The organism is Dactylosporangium sp. CS-033363, assembly GCF_050942475.1.
GTDB lineage: Bacteria > Actinomycetota > Actinomycetes > Mycobacteriales > Micromonosporaceae > Dactylosporangium.
The window spans coordinates 4,285,422-4,303,207 of sequence record NZ_CP192032.1 but is presented as its reverse complement, the minus strand read 5'-3'; the positions used below and the strand labels follow the sequence as shown (position 1 = coordinate 4,303,207).

At 72.8% G+C, this 17,786-nt stretch carries 12 protein-coding genes and 1 pseudogene; 7 read left to right on the top strand and 6 right to left on the bottom strand.

Annotated elements, in window-relative coordinates; all coding sequences use genetic code 11:
* Positions 1–47 precede the first annotated feature (47 nt).
* The 3 genes from ACQPZ4_RS19865 to ACQPZ4_RS19855 all read left to right on the top strand — a co-directional run bounded on the left by ACQPZ4_RS19865 (position 48) and on the right by ACQPZ4_RS19855 (position 2,912).
* Positions 48–1,727: a purine-cytosine permease family protein gene (locus ACQPZ4_RS19865; RefSeq protein WP_433063094.1), complete on the top strand. Its 1,680-nt coding sequence runs from the start codon at positions 48–50 to the stop codon at positions 1,725–1,727.
* A complete protein-coding gene (locus tag ACQPZ4_RS19860) occupies positions 1,727–2,293 on the top strand; it encodes a TetR/AcrR family transcriptional regulator (RefSeq protein ID WP_433066583.1) in 567 nt (188 codons plus the stop codon). The genes ACQPZ4_RS19865 and ACQPZ4_RS19860 overlap by 1 nt, the downstream gene beginning before the upstream one ends.
* Positions 2,294–2,363: 70 nt before the next feature.
* Positions 2,364–2,912, top strand: coding sequence for a TetR/AcrR family transcriptional regulator (locus ACQPZ4_RS19855; protein WP_433063091.1), 549 nt, complete (start codon positions 2,364–2,366; stop codon positions 2,910–2,912).
* 13 nt (positions 2,913–2,925) lie between these two features.
* Here ACQPZ4_RS19855 and ACQPZ4_RS19850 read toward each other — a convergent pair.
* The 4 genes and pseudogenes from ACQPZ4_RS19850 to ACQPZ4_RS19835 all read right to left on the bottom strand — a co-directional run.
* Positions 2,926–3,570 (bottom strand): annotated as a pseudogene (locus tag ACQPZ4_RS19850) (proprotein convertase P-domain-containing protein); the annotation flags it as partial.
* 260 nt (positions 3,571–3,830) lie between these two features.
* Positions 3,831–4,742 carry a class II glutamine amidotransferase gene (locus ACQPZ4_RS19845; protein ID WP_433063088.1) on the bottom strand — a complete coding sequence of 304 codons (912 nt, stop codon included), beginning with the start codon at positions 4,740–4,742 and terminating at the stop codon, positions 3,831–3,833.
* A gap of 3 nt (positions 4,743–4,745) precedes the next feature.
* The gene (locus ACQPZ4_RS19840; RefSeq protein ID WP_433063086.1) at positions 4,746–6,146 is read right to left on the bottom strand and encodes a glutamate decarboxylase; all 1,401 of its coding nucleotides are present in this window, start codon (positions 6,144–6,146) and stop codon (positions 4,746–4,748) included.
* Between the two features lie 3 nt (positions 6,147–6,149).
* Complete coding sequence (locus ACQPZ4_RS19835) at positions 6,150–6,536, bottom strand: cupin domain-containing protein (RefSeq protein ID WP_433063084.1); 387 nt, start codon at positions 6,534–6,536, stop codon at positions 6,150–6,152.
* 204 nt (positions 6,537–6,740) lie between these two features.
* On the opposite strand from ACQPZ4_RS19835, the gene ACQPZ4_RS19830 reads away from it, so the two are divergent.
* Positions 6,741–7,142 (top strand): hypothetical protein, encoded by a 402-nt coding sequence (locus ACQPZ4_RS19830; protein ID WP_433063082.1) that lies wholly within the window; start codon positions 6,741–6,743, stop codon positions 7,140–7,142.
* Positions 7,143–7,349: 207 nt separating this feature from the next.
* Complete coding sequence (locus tag ACQPZ4_RS19825; protein WP_433063079.1) at positions 7,350–7,712, top strand: hypothetical protein; 363 nt, start codon at positions 7,350–7,352, stop codon at positions 7,710–7,712.
* A 48-nt stretch (positions 7,713–7,760) separates the two neighbouring features.
* On the opposite strand, the gene ACQPZ4_RS19820 is transcribed toward ACQPZ4_RS19825, so the two are convergent.
* Positions 7,761–10,313: a ricin-type beta-trefoil lectin domain protein gene (locus ACQPZ4_RS19820; protein ID WP_433063076.1), complete on the bottom strand. Its 2,553-nt coding sequence runs from the start codon at positions 10,311–10,313 to the stop codon at positions 7,761–7,763.
* A 282-nt stretch (positions 10,314–10,595) separates the two neighbouring features.
* Here ACQPZ4_RS19820 and ACQPZ4_RS19815 point away from each other — a divergent pair, with 282 nt between their 5' ends.
* Positions 10,596–13,601, top strand: coding sequence for a lectin (locus tag ACQPZ4_RS19815; protein ID WP_433063073.1), 3,006 nt, complete (start codon positions 10,596–10,598; stop codon positions 13,599–13,601).
* 156 nt (positions 13,602–13,757) lie between these two features.
* On the opposite strand, the gene ACQPZ4_RS19810 is transcribed toward ACQPZ4_RS19815, so the two are convergent.
* On the bottom strand, positions 13,758–14,876 hold the full coding sequence (locus ACQPZ4_RS19810) for a helix-turn-helix domain-containing protein (RefSeq protein WP_433063070.1): 1,119 nt from the start codon (positions 14,874–14,876) through the stop codon (positions 13,758–13,760).
* A gap of 86 nt (positions 14,877–14,962) precedes the next feature.
* Between ACQPZ4_RS19810 and ACQPZ4_RS19805 the strand changes: the two genes are divergently transcribed.
* Entirely contained in the window at positions 14,963–17,737 is a 2,775-nt protein-coding gene (locus ACQPZ4_RS19805; RefSeq protein ID WP_433063067.1) for an ATP-binding protein, read from the top strand.
* The last annotated feature ends 49 nt before the right edge of the window (positions 17,738–17,786 follow it).

Sequence of the window (17,786 nt, the reverse complement as noted above, 5' to 3'; positions counted from 1 at the left end):
ACGAGCCCGGAGGATGCCCCACGCCCGGCGCGGGAGGGGATGCCACTGTGAGCAGGACAGGCAACGCGCGCGCGGCCGCGGAGGACAGCCTCGAGGACTACGCCTTCCGCTACGTGCCGCGCACCTTCCGGCGGTGGAGCGCGGCCTCCGTCGGCGCGACCGCCCTCGGGTCCATCGCGTTCCTCGCCGACTTCTCGATCGGCGCGAGCGTCGGTATCGACCACGGCACCCTCAACGCCGTGCTCGGCATCCTGTTCGCGTCGGTCATCATCGTCATCGTGGGCGTCCCCGTCGCCTACTACGCCGCCCGCTTCAACCTCGACCTCGACCTCATCGCCCGCGGCTCGGGGTTCGGCTACTACGGCTCGATCATCACCACCGTCGTCTTCGCCGGCTTCACCTGCATCTTCTTCGCCCTGGAGGGTGCCATCATGGCGCAGGGGCTGCAGGTGGCGACGGGGACGCCGCTGTGGCTCGGCTACCTCGTCTCGACCGTGGTCGTGATCCCGATCGTCATCTACGGCATGCGCGCGCTGGAGCGCCTGCACTTCTGGACCACGCCGCTGTGGCTCGCCCTCGCCCTGCTGCCGCTGCTGTGGATCCTCTTCTCCGACCCCGAGTCGGTACGCGCCTTCACGTCGTTCAACGGCACCTCCGACGGCTCGATCCGGTTCGGCGCCATCGTCTCCAGCGCGGCCGTCTGCTTCGCCCTCACCCCGCAGCTGGCAGAACAGATCGACTACATCCGGGCCATGCCGCCCCGCACGCCGTCGAACGCCCGCTCGTGGTGGACGTCGTTCGCGTTGTCCGGGCCGGGCTGGGTCATCTTCAGCAGTACCAAACAGATGATCGGGGTGTTTCTCGCCGTCTACGTGCTGGTGAAGGTCGATCCCACCCTCGGGCACTCCGCGACGGAACCGGTCAAGCAGTTCGTCGGCATGTACCAGACCCTGTTCCCCGACTGGCTCGCGGTCGCCCTCGCCCTCGTGCTCATCGTGGTCGCCCAGGTGAAGATCAACGTGACGAACGCGTACTCTGGCTCGCTCGCCTGGTCCAACGTCTTCACCCGGGTGGCCAAGCACTACCCGGGACGCACGATCTTCGTGCTGCTCAACCTGGTGATCGCCTACGGGCTCATGATGCTGGACGTCTTCACCCTCATCTCCTTCGTCCTGAGCCTGTACGCGAACGTCGTCATGGCCTGGCTCGTCACGATCGCCACCGACATCGCCATCAACAAGTGGGTGCTGCGCATCTCGCCGCGCTTCCCGGAGTTCCGCCGCGGCATGCTGCACGACTGGAACCCGGTCGGCCTCGTGTCGGTCGGCCTCGCCTCAGTCCTGTCCCTGCTCGCGTTCGCCGGGCTGCTCGGCCCCGCCGTCAAACCGTTCTCGGTGCTCATCGCGATCAGCGTCGCCTTCGTCACCACGCCGGCCATGGCCCTCGCCACCCGGGGCCGCTACTACCTGCGCCGCCGCTCCGACGGCATCGACTCTCCCCTGTTCGACGAGCACGGCAACCCCTCCGGCGAGCGGCTGCGCTGCCACGTCACCGGGTACATGTTCGAACGACCGGATATGCTGGCCTCGGCCCAGCGAGGGGCGCACGGGCAGGTGCAGTACGTCTCGTCGCTGGCGCTCACGCTCGACGATTCCGATCGCTACGTGCTCCCGCCGGACGTCACCGGCGCCCCGCACCGGGCGACCGATCGAGGCAGGGGAACGTGATGGAGGAGCAGGTCGACACCGCGACCGCGATTCTCGCGAGTGCGGCGGTCCTGCTGCGCGAGCACACGTTCGACGACATCTCCTACCGCGCCCTCGCCGACGAGGTCGGCATCTCCGAGCGCACGGTGTACCGGCAGTACCCGACGCGGGCGCACCTGCTCGTCGCGCTGTCGAACTGGATCGAGCAGACCCATTTCCCGCTGCCGCCGTTCGTGACCGTGGCCGACTTCCGCGCCGCCGTGCACGAGCGCTTCCGCGCCTTCGACGCGTCACCCGCGTACGCCTTCGTCGGTGCCCGGGCGTCGACGATCTCCCTGACGCTCGACGGCGAGCCCGCGTTCATCACGCGGGCGATCGAGGCGATGCTCGACGTGTCGGCCGCGACGCTCAACCGGCGGGACCGGCGGCGGGTCGCGGCGGCGCTGCGGTACTTCTCGTCGGCGATGTTCTGGGCCCGCCTGCGCACGGGCTTCGACCTGGACGCCGCGGAGATCTGCGACGCGTTCGACCGCGCCGTCGGCACCGTGCTGGCGAGGCTGCCCGACGCCAGGTGGGCGCAGCCGTGAGCGGGCCGGCGGCCGTCCTGCTCGCGCGGCTGCCCGACGCCACGTGGGCGCAGCCGTGACCGTCCCGGCATTGAGCGGGACGCAGACGGCGATCCTCGCCGCGTACGTCGAGCTGATCGAGGAGATCGGCAGCGACGACGTGTCGTACCGGCTCGTCGCCCGCCGGGCCGGCATCGCCGAGCGCACGGTCTTCCGCAACTACCCCACGCGGGTCGACCTGCTGCTGGCGACGGCGGCGTGGATCGAGGCGACGGTGTTCGTCCGCGAGGCGTCGCACTCGATCTTCGACATCCCCCTCGCGATCCGCGACGCGATGCAGCGGTACGACGAGCGGCCGGAACTCGCGCACGTCGTCGCCGAGACGGCGATGCGCGGCGTGAACGGCGCGGCGCCGTCCCTCGGCCGGGAGCACCTCGAGCGCCTGCTGGACGCCGAGGTGCCGTCCCTCGACGCGGCGCAGCGCCGGGCGGTCGTCGCGGCGCTGTGCCACCTCGACTCCGCCGCGACCTGGGTGACGTTTCGCCGCGAGTTCGGCATGGACCGGCGCGACATCGCCGACGCGGCCGCGTGGGCAGCCGAGGCAGTGCTCGACAGCATCCGCGACCGCGTCGTCCCCTAGGCGCAGGCGAAGGTCAGACGGTGAGCTTCCAGCCGTCGATGTAACCGGAGTCCGACGCCGCGGCGTCCTGGACCCGCAGCGTCCACGTGCCGTTGCGCACCTCGCCGCTGAGGTTGAGCGTCAGCGTGACGTCGACGTTGTCGGCGCTGCCACCCGCACGGTTCTGCAGGATGTACGGCGACCCGTCCGGCGCGACAAGGGTCACGACGAGATCGCCACGGTACGTGTGGACGACGTGCACCTCGACCGTGCTGGCGGCGAGCGCGTTGCCCGGGCAGCCGGCGACGGTGACGGTGCTCTGGGCGGTGCCCGGGTCGGGGATGTTCACGTTGGTGTCGTTCGAGACGGTACAGCCGGTCGTGGGCCCGGTCAGGTCGAGCGTCCAGGTGTTGATGTAGCCCGAGTCGCCGTTGGCGGCGTCCTGGACCCGCAGCCTCCAGGTACCGTTGCGGGCCTCGCTGCTGAGGTTCACGGTGAAGGTCTGGTCGATGTTGTCGGCGCTGCCGCCCGCCCGGTTCGACAGGATGTAGGGCGAGCCGTCCGGCGCGACCAGGGTCACCACCAGGTCGCCACGGTACGTGTGCACGATGTGCACCTCGACGGTGCTGACGTTCGACGCATTGCCGGTACAGCCGCTCAGCGTGACCGCGCTCTCGACCGTCTTCAGGTCGACGGTCGGCACGTCCGTGGTGTTCGTCGCCGTGCAGGGGGCGGCGGCCGCCACCGCCTGGACGGCCGGGCTCGCCGACGCCGGAGCGCCGGCCAGCGCCAGCATCACCGCCGTCGAAGCCGCCGCCAGTAACGCTGCCTTCGCGTTGCCCATCGTGGTTCCTCCCATGTCGTCGTGCAGACGAGCAACATGAGGGACCGACGGTGCCGCTACGGACAAAGATCAGCCGAACGGATGATCCGTCCGGCTTACCTGGAACTGTCGCCGCGCTGGGAGGCGGCGGCCTGGGGGTGCAGGTCGGCGAGGGTCAGCTGGTGGGCCGGCGGGGACGGGAGCGCGATGCGGGCGGTACTGCGCCGGTCCGCGCCCACGTGCAGCAGCTCGCCCGGGTCCAGGCGGCGCCAGCGCGGGTCCTCGTCCATCGGCTCGCTGGCCACGACCGTGCAGGGCGACTCGGACAGGTCGCCGGAGCGGACCCGGACCCGGCCGGAAGCGCTGGCGTGCTCGAGGTGGCGGTGGCCGTGCTGGCCGCCGGCGGCGCGGTCCAGCACGTACAGGTCGTGGGTCTCCGGGTACCGCAGCGCCCACAGGTCGGTCGGGGTGGTGATGATGAGGTTCAGCGCGTACACCGGCAGGTTCGCCGCGATCCAGGTGGCCGCCGTCGCGATCGCGCCACCCAGGTCGCCGTCGCGGCGGGCGTAGGCGGTGATCAGCGCGAACACCAGCTCCGAGTCGGTGTCGCCGTGGACCAGGCCGGCGGCCGGGGCGCCGAGGACCGCGGCCACCTCGTCGCGCAGCCGGTCCAGGCCCGTCACCACGCCGTTGTGCGCCAGCAGCCGGCCGTCTTGCAGGAACGGGTGGGTGTTCTGCGGGCTCAGGCCGCCGGTGCTGGCGTAGCGGATGTGCGCGAGGAAGGTACCGCTGGCTTCCTCTTTGGCTTCTCGCGCGAACTCGGCGTCGGTGTAGGCGGCGACCGGGCGCTTGTGCACCTCCGGGGTGCCGTCCGGCGTGAACGCGCCCAGGCCGACGCCGTCCGGTTCGCGCCGGCTCTGCACCGCGAGGCTGTCCGGGGCGTCGAGGAGCCAGAACGTGGCGGTGACGCGTTGCGGTACCGCGGAAAGCCCGAACAGCCGGCACATGCGCAGGTCCTTCCGTTGCAAGAATCAGTGGTGGAACCCGGCCTGCCCGCCCGACGGGTGCAGGGGTCCCGGCTGAGCCTGCAACTCCGGCAGCAGCCGGCGCAAGTCGTCCAGCAACAGGTCGGCCAGGTCGCGGGTGAAGCCGTTGCGGACCACGATCCGCAGGACGGCGAGGTCGGTACGGTCGGCCGGGAACGTGTACGCCGGCACCAGCCAGCCGTGCTCCCGCAGCCGCCGCGACACGTCGAACACGTCGAACGCGGTCACGTCGCCGGTCGTGGTGAACGCGAACACCGGCAGTTCGTCGCCGCGGCTGAGCAGCCGGAACGGGCCCAGCGCGGCGATCTGGCCGGACAGGTACACGGCCACGTCCCGGCACGCCTGCTGCACCGCCCGGAAGCCGGCCCGGCCGAGGCGGAAGAAGGTGTAGTACTGCGCGACGACCTCCGCGCCCGGCCGGGAGAAGTTCAGCGCGAACGTCGGCATGTCGCCGCCGAGGTAGTTGACCTGGTAGACGAGCTCGGCCGGCAGCGCGTCCCGGTTGCGCCACAGCACCCAGCCGACGCCGGGGTAGACCAGGCCGTACTTGTGCCCCGAGGTGTTGATCGACGCGACCCGGTCCAGCCGGAAGTCCCAGGCGAGGTCCGGGTCCAGGAACGGCGCGATCATCCCACCGGAGGCGCCGTCAACATGGATCGGGACATCCCATCCGGTACGGTCCTGCAGCCCGTCCAGCGCCGCCGCGATCCCGGCGACCGGCTCGTAGCTGCCGTCGAATGTGGAGCCGAGGACCGCGACGACGCCGATGGTGTTCTCGTCGCAGTGCGCCACCGCTTCCTCGGCGGACAGGTGGAACCGGTCGCCCTCCATGGGCACCAGCCGCGGTTCGACCTCCCAGTAGTTGCAGAACTTGTCCCAGCACACCTGGACGTTGGCGCCCATGACCAGGTTGGGACGGCCCGTGTGCCCGGGTGCCTGCCGCGCCGCCCACCGCCGCTTGAGCGCCATGCCGGCGAGCATCCCCGCCTCGCTGGACCCGGTCGTCGAGCAGCCGATCACGTCGCCCGGGTCCGGGGCGTGCCAGAGGTCGGCGAGGATGCGCACGCAGCGCCGCTCGAACTCGGCGGTCTGCGGGTACTCGTCCTTGTCGATCATGTTCTTGTCGACGCACTCGGCCATCAGGCGCGTCGCCTGCGGCTCCATCCACGTCGTGACGAACGTGGCCAGGTTGAGCCGGGCGTTGCCGTCCAGCATCAGCTCGTCGTGCACCAGCTGCCAGGCGGTGTCCGCCGGGACGGGGTCCTCGGCCAGCGCCGTGTGCGGGGCGGCGATCTGATCGGCCAGAGCCGGGTTGGCCACGGTCGCGAACGGGTTCCCGCCACCGGCGTGTCGCCGCCGCGGCGGGCGGCCACCGTGCAGCACCATCGGCTACCGCCGCGGTGCACGCCGGTCGCGGCGCTGCTCGAGTTCCGCCTCGCTCACGAGCGTCTGCATCGGCTGACCCGGCACCATGATCATGGTGGCCAGGAACCGCAGCCAGGTCTCCTGGTTGTTGGCGGTCTGGTAGTGGATGAGGTCCCCGCCCGGCTCGAACACCGCCTCGCCGGCCCGGACCACCCGCTCCGGCTGGCCCTCCAGCTCGAAGGTCATCTCGCCTTCGAGGACGTAGGCGGACAGCGGCCCGGAGTGCCGGTGCGGCGGGATGCTCTCCCCCGGCGGCACCTCGATCAGCACCGTCATGAGCTCGGGCGAGTCGGGGATGAACGGCGGCGACTCGTCGATCAGCGTCGTCCGCGTGATGGGGTCCTCGCGCATACCCCCATGCTCGCCAAGCCCTGCCCGGCAACCCACATCCGCGCGAGGTGACCGCGTCCGGCCAGGTCCGCCCTCGCTGAACGGACGGCCTGCGCCGTCCGTGCGGTTGACCAAGACAAACAGAACGTATGAGTGGTTTGTCCCAATCTGTCCGCGGGAACTACTTAAAGTAGTCGCATCGTCACAACACGAGGGGGATCAAGGATGCGGAACATTCAGCGCGTACTGACGCTGGCCGGCATGACCATGGCCGCGGGTGCGGTCGTCGGCATGGGCGCGCAGGCGGCGTCGGCCGCGACGGTACCGAGCGAGCGGTCGACGGTCACGCAGCCGCACCCGGGCGGCCACGACAACGACCGCAACGGCGGCGACCACGGCCGGCCGGGCCCCGACGGGCGCTGGCACGGCAACTGGGACGGGCACCGCAACGGCAACTGGGTCCAGTCCTGGACCGTGCGCACCTTCCAGAGCAAGCGCGCCTGCAACGTCGCCGGCTGGATCGGTGAGCGGCGCGGTGCCTGGGACGACTCGGACTGCTACCGCGTCGGCCACAGCGGCCGCTACGTGCTCGTCGCCCACGAGTACGGCGGCCGGCACCGCCGCTAGTCGACCCGATGCCGGCGCCCGCACGCGCCGGCATCCCCGCCGTCCGGTCGAGGCCCGTCGACCCCGTACGGCACCGCTGATGGCCGGGATGCGGACCTCCGCATCCCGGCCACCACCATGTGCGGCGCCGATCGCGACCCATCCGTACCGTGGACGGCTTCGAATCCTTTCTGTGCGACAAACGATCGAAGACCGTGGAGCCGCCCGGTGAAGTCCAGAAACCGCACCATGTCGTCCGAGCCGCAGCACGAGCTGGACCGCGAAGTCGTCAGCCTGGCCGGCGTCCTGGAGGCCAGCACCGTCCTGGACGGACACTGCCGCATCAAGCTGTGCGTCGACGACCGGCCCGCCGCTGTCCAGATCCACTACCCGGCGACGCTGACCGGCGCGGTCCACGCCGCGATCTGCGAGCGGGTCACCCTCCGCGGCACGGTACGGCCGTCGCCGGACGGCACGCTCCAGATGGAGCTGGTCAGCCTCGTCGTGCTCAGTGCCTTCGGCCGCGACGGGGAGCGAGCCGGGCCCTCCCGGCCGGGCACCGCCTGCCCGGCCGGCCCGCGCCACGCGTGACCACCGGGCGGCGCCGGCGTCCGGGTGCCCGGTGGTCACGCCGTGGGGTCAGCTCAGCTGGAAGCGCTGGGCGGCGGAGCCGTTGCAGTCCCAGATCTGCAGGGCCGCGCCGTTGGCGGTGGAGCCGCCCGGGGAGTCGAGGCAGCGGCCCGACTGCGGGTTGCGCAGGGAGCCGTTGTCCTGCTGGACCCACTGCTGGCCCCAGGTGCCGTTGCAGTCCCACAGTTGTACCGCGGTGCCGGCCGCCGGGTTGGCGCCGGTGATGTCCAGGCAGCGTCCGAGCGTGCGCAGGGTGCCGCCGGTCGCGGCGTAGTGCTGGTCGCGGGCGCCCGACTGGCAGTCCCACAGCTGGGCCCGGGAGCCGTTGCCGCCGGTGTCGTCGGCGGGGATGTCGACGCACTTGCCGCCCGGGCCGGCGATCGTCCACACCCCGCCGAACTGGAAGCGCTGGGCGGCGGTGCCGTTGCAGTCCCAGATGCGCAGCGGGGTGCCGTTGGCGGTGGCGCCGTTGGGTGCGTCGAGGCAGCGGCCCGACTGCGGGTTGCGCAGCGAGCCGTCGGCCTGCTGGACCCAGCGCTGGCCCCAGGTGCCGTTGCAGTCCCACAGTTGTACCGCGGTGCCGATCGCCGGGTTGGCGCCGGTGATGTCCAGGCACCGGTTGAGCGTGCTCAGGCCCCCGTTGCGCGCGGTGTAGTGCTGGTCCTGCGCGGCCGCCTGGCAGTCCCACAGCTGCACCTTGCCGCCGTTGCCAGCGGTGTCGTCGCCGGCCACGTCGACGCACTTGCCGCCGGGGCCGCCGATGGTGGCGCCCGAGGGCGGGAAGGTGCCGATCCCGGTGACGAGCTTGTCGTTGGCCGCCTTCATCCGGGCGATGTCCACCTTGGACACCTGCCGGTCGTAGGTGTACAGGCCGTTGAGCTCCATCTCGACGTCGGTGGGCTGGGTGTAGATGGCCGCCGACAGGCCGAAGCCGTCCTTGCGCTGCTTGACCAGCGCGGCGATGCGCTCGTACTCGGCCGTCACGTCGTTCGTGTCCGAACTGGCGACCGGCTGCCAGGTGTGGCCCTGGATCCGCTTGCCGATGCCGCCGTACTCGCCGAGGACCGCGGCCCGGGTCGCGGACGGCGGCAGCGTGTTGCCGGGGCCTTCGTAGATGTGGTTGTCGCTGACGTCGCCGTTGCCGCCGTCGCTGCCGCAGCACTCGCCGTTGCCGCCGGAGTTGTTGTTCACCAGCCGGCTCGGGTCGAGGCTCTTGGCGAGGTCCGCCTGGGCCGCGGAGTCGTACTGCCCCCAGCCCTCGTTGAACACGACCCACATGACGACCGAGGGCGCGCTGCGCAGCTGGTCGACCATCGCGCGGAGCCCGGCCTCGTGCGCCGCGCGGCCGGCGGTGCTCGCGTCGCCCGACGGCATGTCCTGCCAGACCAGCAGGCCGAGGCGGTCGGCCCAGTAGTACCAGCGCATCGGTTCGACCTTCACGTGCTTGCGCACGGTGTTGAAGCCCATCGCCTTCTCGGTCTGCAGGTCCCAGCGCAGCGCCTCGTCGGTCGGCGCGGTGAGGTTGCCGTCGGGCCAGTACCCCTGGTCGAGCACGCCGTCCATGAACACCGGCTGGCCGTTGAGCAGGGTGCGCATGGTGCCGCCGACCATGCCGATCGCGATGGAGCGCATCCCGCTGTACGAGCCGACGCTGTCGAGCACGGTGGCGCCGCTGAGCAGTTCCACGCGCACGTCGTAGAGGAACGGGTCGTTCGGCGTCCACAGATGCGGGTTCGGCACCGGTACCGCGATGCTCGAGCCGGCCGCGCCGGTGGCCGTGCCGACGACGGTGCCCGCGGCCGAGACGGTGACCCGGGCCGTAGTGCCGCCGGCGTTCACCGCGCGCGGGACGACCCGCAGGACGCTCGCGCCGAGGTCCGGCGTCATGTCGAGCCGGGTCACGTGCGCGGCCGGGGTCGGCTCGAGCCAGACGGTCTGCCAGATCCCGCTCGCCGCGGTGTAGTTGATGCCGCCCGGGCTGTTGGTCTGTTTGCCGCGCGGCTGGGACTCGGCGGTGGCGTCGTACACGCCGACTACCACGGTGTTGATGCCGGCCTTCAGCGCCGGGGTGATGTCGAAGCCGAACGCGTCGTAGCCGCCGGTGTGCGTGCCGACCTGGACGTCGTTGACCCACACCGTGCTGGAGTAGTCGACGGCGCCGAAGTTGAGCTGGACGTTGCGGCCGGTCCAGCCGGCCGGGACGGTGAAGGTCCGGCGGTACCAGATGCGGTCGTTGCCCGTCGGGTGGCGCATGATCCCGGACAGTGCCGACTCGACCGGGAACGGCACGCGGATCGCCTCGCCGAACGAGGCGGGGCGGGCGGCGCTCGACGCGGTCTGCTGGAAGTCCCAGACGCCGTTGAGGTTGAGCCAGTCGGCCCGGGTCAGCTGGGGGCGCGGATATTCGGGCAGCGGGTTGTCGACCGGCACCTGGCCGGTCCACGGCGTCGACAGCGGCGGGGTCTTGGGCGCGAACGACGCGGCGTAGCCGGCCGGTGCGCCCACGATGGCGACCCCGACTACGACGGCGAATCCGACGGCGGCGCGGATCAGGGATCTCATGCGCACGGTGCTCCTCCCGAAGCGGCGGCGTGGGCCTGGCGGGGCCGATCACGGCGGAGAGCGCTCTCCGAGGTCCGCCCAGTGTGTCCGCCGGCCGCCCGACCGTCAAGGCTGATCTCATCGCGGACGTCAATATTTGGCGAAACTGGCCCGGCCGGCGGCGGTGACGGCGGCACGAACCGGACGTACACCCGGCGCAAGACGCTTTGTTTGGGCAAGCCTTGACAAAACATGGGTGGCGGTGAATGTTTGTGGCGCCCCGGCTCTCGGTCTGGAGATCCCATGTCCATGCGATTGCGGCTGCCCGCCGTCCTGGCCGCCCTGCTGCTCGCGCCCACGGCCGCGCTCGTGCCCGCTGCGGAGGCCGCCCTGGCGGCTCCCCCGGCGGACCCAGCGGCGTTGGTCAATCCGCTGCTCGGCACGTCGCACGAGGGCAACACCTTCCCCGGAGCGGACGCGCCGTTCGGGATGGTCCAGTGGAGCCCGGACACGCCGTCGCGGCCGCCGGGCGGCAACTACGCCTACAGCGACACCACGATCACCGGGTTCAGCCTGACCCACCTGTCCGGCCCGGGCTGCAACGCGATGGCCGACATCCCGGTCATGCCGTCGACCGGCGCGGTGAACCCGGCGGCGACCTCGACCTTCTCGCACGCGAACGAGTCGGCGAGCGCCGGCGCCTACGCGGTGACCCTGGGCAACGGCGTCAAGACGGAGCTGACCACCACCACCCGGTCCGGCATGGCCCGGTTCACCTTCCCGGCGACGAACCAGGCGAACCTGCTGTTCAAGCTCGGCCAGGCGGCGACCACGACGACCGGGATCACCTTCACCGTGGTCAGCAACACGCAGGTGAGCGGGCAGATCACGTCCGGGCACTTCTGCGCGTCGAGCCCGACGTACACGCTGTACTTCGACATGGTCTTCGACCGCCCGTTCACCTCGAGCAGCACCGCGACGAACTCGGTGACGTTCGACGCCAGCTCGAACCGGGTCGTGCAGGCCAAGGTCGGTCTGTCCTATGTGTCCATGGACGGGGCCCGGGCCAACCGCGGCCAGGAGAACCCGAACTGGAACTTCGACGTCACCCGGCAGGCGGCCAAGGACGCCTGGAACTCGCTGCTGCGCCGGGTCGGCGTCTCCGGGGGCACGACCGACCAGCAGGTCGTGTTCTACACGGCGCTCTACCACGCGCTGCTGCACCCGAGCGTGCTGAGCGACGTCGACGGCCGGTACCGCGGCTTCGACCACCAGGTCCACACCGTCGCGGGCGGGCAGGGCGCGCAGTACGGGATGTTCTCCGGCTGGGACATCTACCGCACCCAGGCGCAGCTGCAGGCGCTCGTCGCCCCGAAACAGGCCGGCGACGCGGCGCAGTCGCTGGTGAACGACTACGCGCAGAGCGGGATGCTGCCGAAGTGGACCCTCGGCGAGTACGACACCTACGTGATGAACGGCGACCCCGCCCCGATGATCATCGCGGACTACCACGCGTTCGGCGCCCGGGGCTTCGACACCGCGGCGGCGAAGACGGCGATGGTGCGCCAGGCGACCACCCTCAACGGCATCCGGATGGGGGTGGAGTACCAGTCGAACTACGGCTATCTGCCCGCCGACGCGGCGTATCCCGCCGGGTTCTACGGCTCGGTGGCCACGCTGCTGGAGTACTCGGCGACGGACTTCGCCATCGGCGCGTTCGCCGGTGCCCTCGGTGACGGCGGCACCCGCACGCAGTTCGTCAACCGGGCCCAGAACTGGCGCAACGCGCTGAACCCGGCCAGCGGGTTCCTGCAGCCGCGGCTCAAGGACGGCTCCTGGCGGGCCGGCTTCGACCCGGCCTCCAGCGACGAGTTCGTGGAGGGCACGTCCTGGCAGTACACCGGGATGGTGCCGTTCAACGTGCGCGGCCTCGCCGACGCCAAGGGCGGCAACGCCGCGATGGCGTCCTATCTGGACAGTGTGCTGTCCCAGCTGCACGGCGAGGGCGGCAGCCACGCCGATCTGGGCAACGAGCCGTCGATCGAGCTGCCGTGGGAGTACGACTACATCGGGCAGCCGTGGAAGACCCAGCAGGTGGTCCGGCAGGTGGTGAACACCATGTGGCCGAACAACCCCGCGAACTGGAGCGTCGGCAACGACGACCTCGGCACGATGAGCGCCTGGTACGTGTGGGCGGCGATCGGGATGTACCCGATGACGCCCGGCACCGCCGACCTGGCCCTGGGCAGCCCGCTGTTCAGCACCGTCAGCATCGCCCTGGGCAGCGGCGGCACCATCACCGTCAACGCGCCGCAGGCCGCCACCAACACCCCGTACGTCCAGTCCGCCACGCTCAACGGCGCGACCTGGAACAACGCCTACCTGCCGGCGTCGTTCGCCACCGGCGGCGGCACGCTCAACCTGACGCTCGGCAGCACCGCGAACACGGGGTGGGCGACCGCGGCATCCTCGGCGCCGCCGTCCTACAACGGCGACGGCGGCGCCCAGCCGCCGGCGACCCAGATCGGCCCGACCGGCCCCGTCAGCTCCGGCATCGCCGGCAAGTGCCTCGATGTCGCCGGCGGCAACAGCGCGGGCGGCACCGCGGTGCAGACGTGGACCTGCAACGGCAGCGCCGCCCAGCAGTGGACCGTCCCCGGCACCGGCGCGCTCGTCGCGCTCGGCAAGTGCCTCGACGTGGCGAACAGCAACACCGCCAACGGCAGCCGGGTGCAGCTGTGGGACTGCAACGGCAGCGGCGCCCAGCAGTGGGTCCCGGACCCCGGCACCGCGGCGCTGCGCAACCCGCAGTCCGGGCGCTGCCTCGACGTGCCCAACTCGGCCACCGCCGACGGCACGGCCCTGCAGCTGTTCGACTGCAACGCCTCCGGCGCGCAACGCTGGACGCTGCCGCGGGTCCGCACCGGAGCGGTCCCGTCCGCGCTGGCCGGCAAGTGCCTCGACGACAACGCCGCCGGGACGGCCAACGGCACCCGCATCCAGCTGTGGTCGTGCAACAACTCCCCCGCCCAGACGTTCTCCCTCCCCGGCGACGGCACCGTGCGGGTCTTCAACCGCTGCGTCGACATCACCGGCGGCGGCACCGGCAACTACACCAAGGTCCAGCTGTGGGACTGCAACGGCGGCGGTGGCCAGCAATGGACCTACACCACCGCGACCGGGGCGCTGCGCAACCCGCAGTCCGGGCGGTGTCTCGACGTGCCGAACTCGAGCACGAACGACGGTACTCAGCTGCAGATCTTCGACTGCAACGCCTCCGCCGCGCAGCGCTGGACGATGCCAAGCTGAGCCGGCCCCGGTCGGGCGGTGATGTACCGCCGGATCGGTGCAGCCGTGCCGCAGCGGCGCGCTGCTCTGGCCTGTTCTGCGGGATGCGTGGGTGCGGTGGCACATGGCGAACGTGCCCGCGAGGTCCTTGAAGCCGGCCGGCCCAGAACGGCTGCCCTACGCGGCCGGGTCCCAGGCGTCGGAGCGCGCGAAGATCCGGACGAGATCGTGCATCCAGTACCGGCCGGGCCGGTCGGCCGCGCTCACCAGGCCGGCCGCGATCAGCTCGTCGAGCCCGGTCCCGGCCCGGGCGGCGGCGAAGTCCGGCGAGCCGGTCAGGGCGAGCCGGCGCGCCAGCGCACGGGCCGGGGCGCTGAGCCCGGTCCACGACGCGGACAGCGCGGCGGTCACGGACAGATCGCCGGCCGTCAGCGCGGACAGCCGGCGCCGCTCGTCGGCGAGCCGGTCGGCGAGGTGCGCCATCGTCCAGCCGGGGCGCCCGGCGAGCCGGTTGCCGGCGATGCGCAGCGCCAGCGGCAGGTACCCGCAGTACCGGGCCACCGCCCACGCCGGCGGGTCGATCGGCGCGCCGGTGATGGCGGCCAGCAGCGACACCGACTCGTGCCCGGTCAGCGGCTGCAGCGCCATCCGTACGGCACCGGCCAGACCGGCCAGCGGGCCGCGGCTGGTGACCAGGGTCGCGGTACCAGCAGCCGGCGGGAGCAGCGGAGCCACCTGCTGGTCGACGGTGACGCCGTCCAGGACGACCAGCCGGGCGGCGTCCCCGCGGCCGCCGGACGCGCGCAGCAGCCGGCGGTGGATGTCGGCCGGGCCGGCGTCGCGGCAGTCGACGAAGCAGACGCCGCCGGGGAAGTCGGCGCCTGCCCGCGCCGCGGCGTGTACGGCGAGGGCGGTCTTGCCGACGCCGGGCGGGCCGTGCACGACCGTGAGCGGGGCCGCACCCCGGCCGAAGCACCGCCGCAGGGTGGCCAGCTGCGCCGAGCGCCCGGTGAAGTCCGGTACGTCCCGCGGCGGCACGCCTACTCCGTCCGGGGCCGGGGGTGCGTCGCGGGCCGCGCCGGTCAGGGCCGCGCGGTCGGCCGGCGCGAGGGCGAGCGCGTCGGCCAGCGCGTCCAGGGTGTGCCGGTGCGGGGCGGCGGACTGGCCGCGTTCCATGTTGCTGAGGGTGCGGACACTGACGCCGGATGCGGTGGCGAGCTCCCGCAGCGTCATCCGGGCCGACCGGCGCAGGTCGCGGACCAGTTCGGCGAACGGTGGCGTCACATCGATTTCCATCAGGCGCCAGCCTGCCGCGCGGTCGCCGCCTGACGCCTGAGTCGAACGACTGCGGTCCTCGACTGCGCCGATGGCAGAATGACCCGGTGCAGAGCGAGGCGGGAGGCCGGCCGGACGCGCCCGTCGCGGCGCCGGCCCCGCTGTTCGGCCGCGACGCCGAGATGGCGCTGCTGGATCGGCTCCTGGCCGGCGCGGCGCGGGGCCGGGGCGGTGCGCTGGTGATCCGGGGCGAGCCCGGGATCGGCAAGACCGCGCTGCTCGACGCGTTCGTGGGTTCGGCCGCGCACCGCGACGTGCGGGTCCTGCGGGCGGCCGGGGTGGAGAGCGAGGCCAGCCTGCCGTACGCGACGATCCACCAGCTGCTGCATCCGGTCTCCGGCACGATCGACGCGCTGCGGCCCGGGCACCGTTCGGCGCTGCGCAGCGCGCTCGGTCTGGAAGACGGCGAGCCCGACGTGTACGCGGTCGCGCTGGCCGCCCTGGAGCTGGTCGTGGAGCTGTCGGCCGCCGGTCCCGTGGCGCTCGTCGTGGACGACCTGCACTGGATGGACCGGGCCAGCGGCGACGTGCTGGCGTTCCTGGCCCGGCGCATCGCCGCCGAGGCGGTGGTGGCGCTGGGCGCGACCCGCACCGTCGCCGCCGACGACCCGCAGCGCCGCTCCGGGCTGGCTGACCTGGAGATCGGCCGGCTCGGCAGCGCCGACGCGGCCGCGCTGCTGGACGCGCGGGCGCCGCTGCTGCCACCGGCGATCCGGCGGCGGCTGCTGGCCGAGGCGGCCGGCAGCCCGCTCGCGCTCGTCGAGCTGCCCAAGACCGCCGGGGAGGGCGTGCGGCCCGGCCCGGTCGACGGGGCGCTGCCGCTCAACCGGCGCCTCGAGGCGGCGTTCGCGGCCCGGGCCCGTGACCTGGGTCCGCGGGCCAAGGTGCTGCTGCTCGTCCTGGCCGCCGACACCACCTGCGACCTGCGCCGGCTGCTGGCCGCGGCGAGCGCGGCGGCCGGGATCGGTGTCGGGCTGCCGGACGCGCAGGAGGCGATCGACGCCGGGCTCATCGAGGCGGCCGGGGCGGCGCTCAAGTTCCGGCACCCGCTCATGCGCTCCGCGGTCTACCAGCAGGCGGCGGTGGCCGACCGGCTGCAGGCCCACCGCGCGCTGGCGGCCCAGCTCGGCGCGGCTCCCGACCGGCGGCTGTGGCACCTGGCCGCGGCGGCGCTGGGCACCGACGACACCTTGGCCGGGGAGCTGGAACGCTACGCCGGGCGGGCCCGGGCCCGGGGCGCGACCATGTCGGCGGTCGCGGCGCTGCGCCGGGCCGGGGAGCTGACCGAGTCACCGCCCGCCGCCCGCTCGCTGATGCTGCGCGCGGCCGAACTGGCCAGCGAGGTCGGGGCCCGCCACGAGGTCGAGCAGCTGTTTGCGGCGGCCGACCTGACCGGACTCGGCCCGGTGGAGCACGCCCGGCTGGCCAACGTCCTGGAGGTGGTGCGCTACCCGCAGTACCGCGATCCGCTGCACCGCGTCCACGAGCTGACCGACCTCGCCGTGGCCGCCCACCAGGCCGGCCGGCCCGAGGTGAGCATGCAGCTGCTGTGGCGGGCGGCGTCGCGCTGCTTCTTCCAGGCGACCGGCCCCGACACGGCCGGCGCGCGGGCCCGGGTGGCCGCGCTCGTCGACGTCCTCGCGCCCGAGCCGGATCCGCAGGCCCTGGCGATCCTCGCCTACACGGTGCCGGAGGAACGCGGCCGGGAGGTCCTGCAACGGCTGCGGGACGCCCCCGCGGACGCCGGGCCGGACGCGATGCGGTTCCTCGGCGGCGCCGCCCTGGTCCTCGGCGACTTCGCCCGCAGCTCCGCCTGCACCGACGTCGCCGTCCTCGACGCCCGCGCCCAGGGCCGCCTCGGGGTACTGGTGCGGCTGCTCGGCGGCAGCAACTGGGGGCGGCTGTGGCTGGGCCAGTGGGACACCGCCCACGCCGAGCTGACCGAGGCCCGGGCCCTGGCCCAGGAGACCGGTGAGGCGTTCTACGCCGTCGCCGCCCAGACCAGCATCGCGACCATCACCGCCATGCGCGGCGACCTGGAGCACGCCACGGCGCTGCTGGACGAGGTCGCGGCGAGCCCGCTGGCCGACGGGATGCGCTACATCCAGGTCGCCCTGGCCCACGCCCGCGGGCTGATCCACCTGTTCCGCGGCGACATGCAGGACGCCTACACCGTCCTGGCGCGCACGTTCGACCCGGCCGAACCCACCTACCACCGGTACATGCGCTGGTGGCTCGTCCCCGACCTGTTCGACGCCGCCGTGGGGGCCGGCCGCCTCGACGAGGCCCGCACCCTCACCGCCGAGCTGCCCGGCCTCGCCGATCGGGTCCAGGCGCCGATCCTGCTCGTCGCGGCGCAGTACGCGGCGGCGCTCGCGGCCCCGGAGGAGGAGGCGGCCGAGACCGCGCGGGTGGCGCTCGCCGGCGAGCTGGGCCGCTGGCCGGTGTACCGCGCCCGGCTGCAGGTGCACCTCGGCCGCCGGTTGCGCCGCCGCTACCAGTCGCTGCCGGCCCGGGAGCTGCTGCGCTCGGCCCGCGACACGTTCGACGGCCTCGGCGCCGGGCCGTGGGCCGAGGCCGCGCGGGCCGAGCTGCGGGCCGCCGGGGAGCAGAGCCGCCTCCGGGTACTGTCGGCCGGGGAACGGCTCAGCCCGCAGGAGCTGCAGATCGCCGCCCTCGCCGCGCAGGGCCTGACCAACCGCGAGATCGCCGAGCGGCTGTTCATGTCGCACCGCACCGTCGGCTCCCACCTGTACCGGATCTACCCGAAGCTCGGCGTCACCCGCCGCACCCAGCTGCCCGCCGCCCTCGACACCGGCTGACCCGGCACCGGCACCGCCCGGCCCGCGGCTGCGGACCGGGCGTGGAAGC

Excerpts from the sequence above, each read along its gene's own strand:
- ACQPZ4_RS19860 (WP_433066583.1), top strand. The coding sequence starts at position 1,727 with ATGGAGGAGCAGGTCGACACCGCGACCGCGATTCTCGCGAGTGCGGCG.
- ACQPZ4_RS19840 (WP_433063086.1), bottom strand. The coding sequence starts at position 6,146 with ATGGTGCTGCACGGTGGCCGCCCGCCGCGGCGGCGACACGCCGGTGGC.
- ACQPZ4_RS19835 (WP_433063084.1), bottom strand. The coding sequence starts at position 6,536 with ATGCGCGAGGACCCCATCACGCGGACGACGCTGATCGACGAGTCGCCG.
- ACQPZ4_RS19830 (WP_433063082.1), top strand. The coding sequence starts at position 6,741 with ATGCGGAACATTCAGCGCGTACTGACGCTGGCCGGCATGACCATGGCC.
- ACQPZ4_RS19820 (WP_433063076.1), bottom strand. The coding sequence starts at position 10,313 with ATGAGATCCCTGATCCGCGCCGCCGTCGGATTCGCCGTCGTAGTCGGG.
- ACQPZ4_RS19815 (WP_433063073.1), top strand. The coding sequence starts at position 10,596 with ATGTCCATGCGATTGCGGCTGCCCGCCGTCCTGGCCGCCCTGCTGCTC.
- ACQPZ4_RS19810 (WP_433063070.1), bottom strand. The coding sequence starts at position 14,876 with ATGGAAATCGATGTGACGCCACCGTTCGCCGAACTGGTCCGCGACCTG.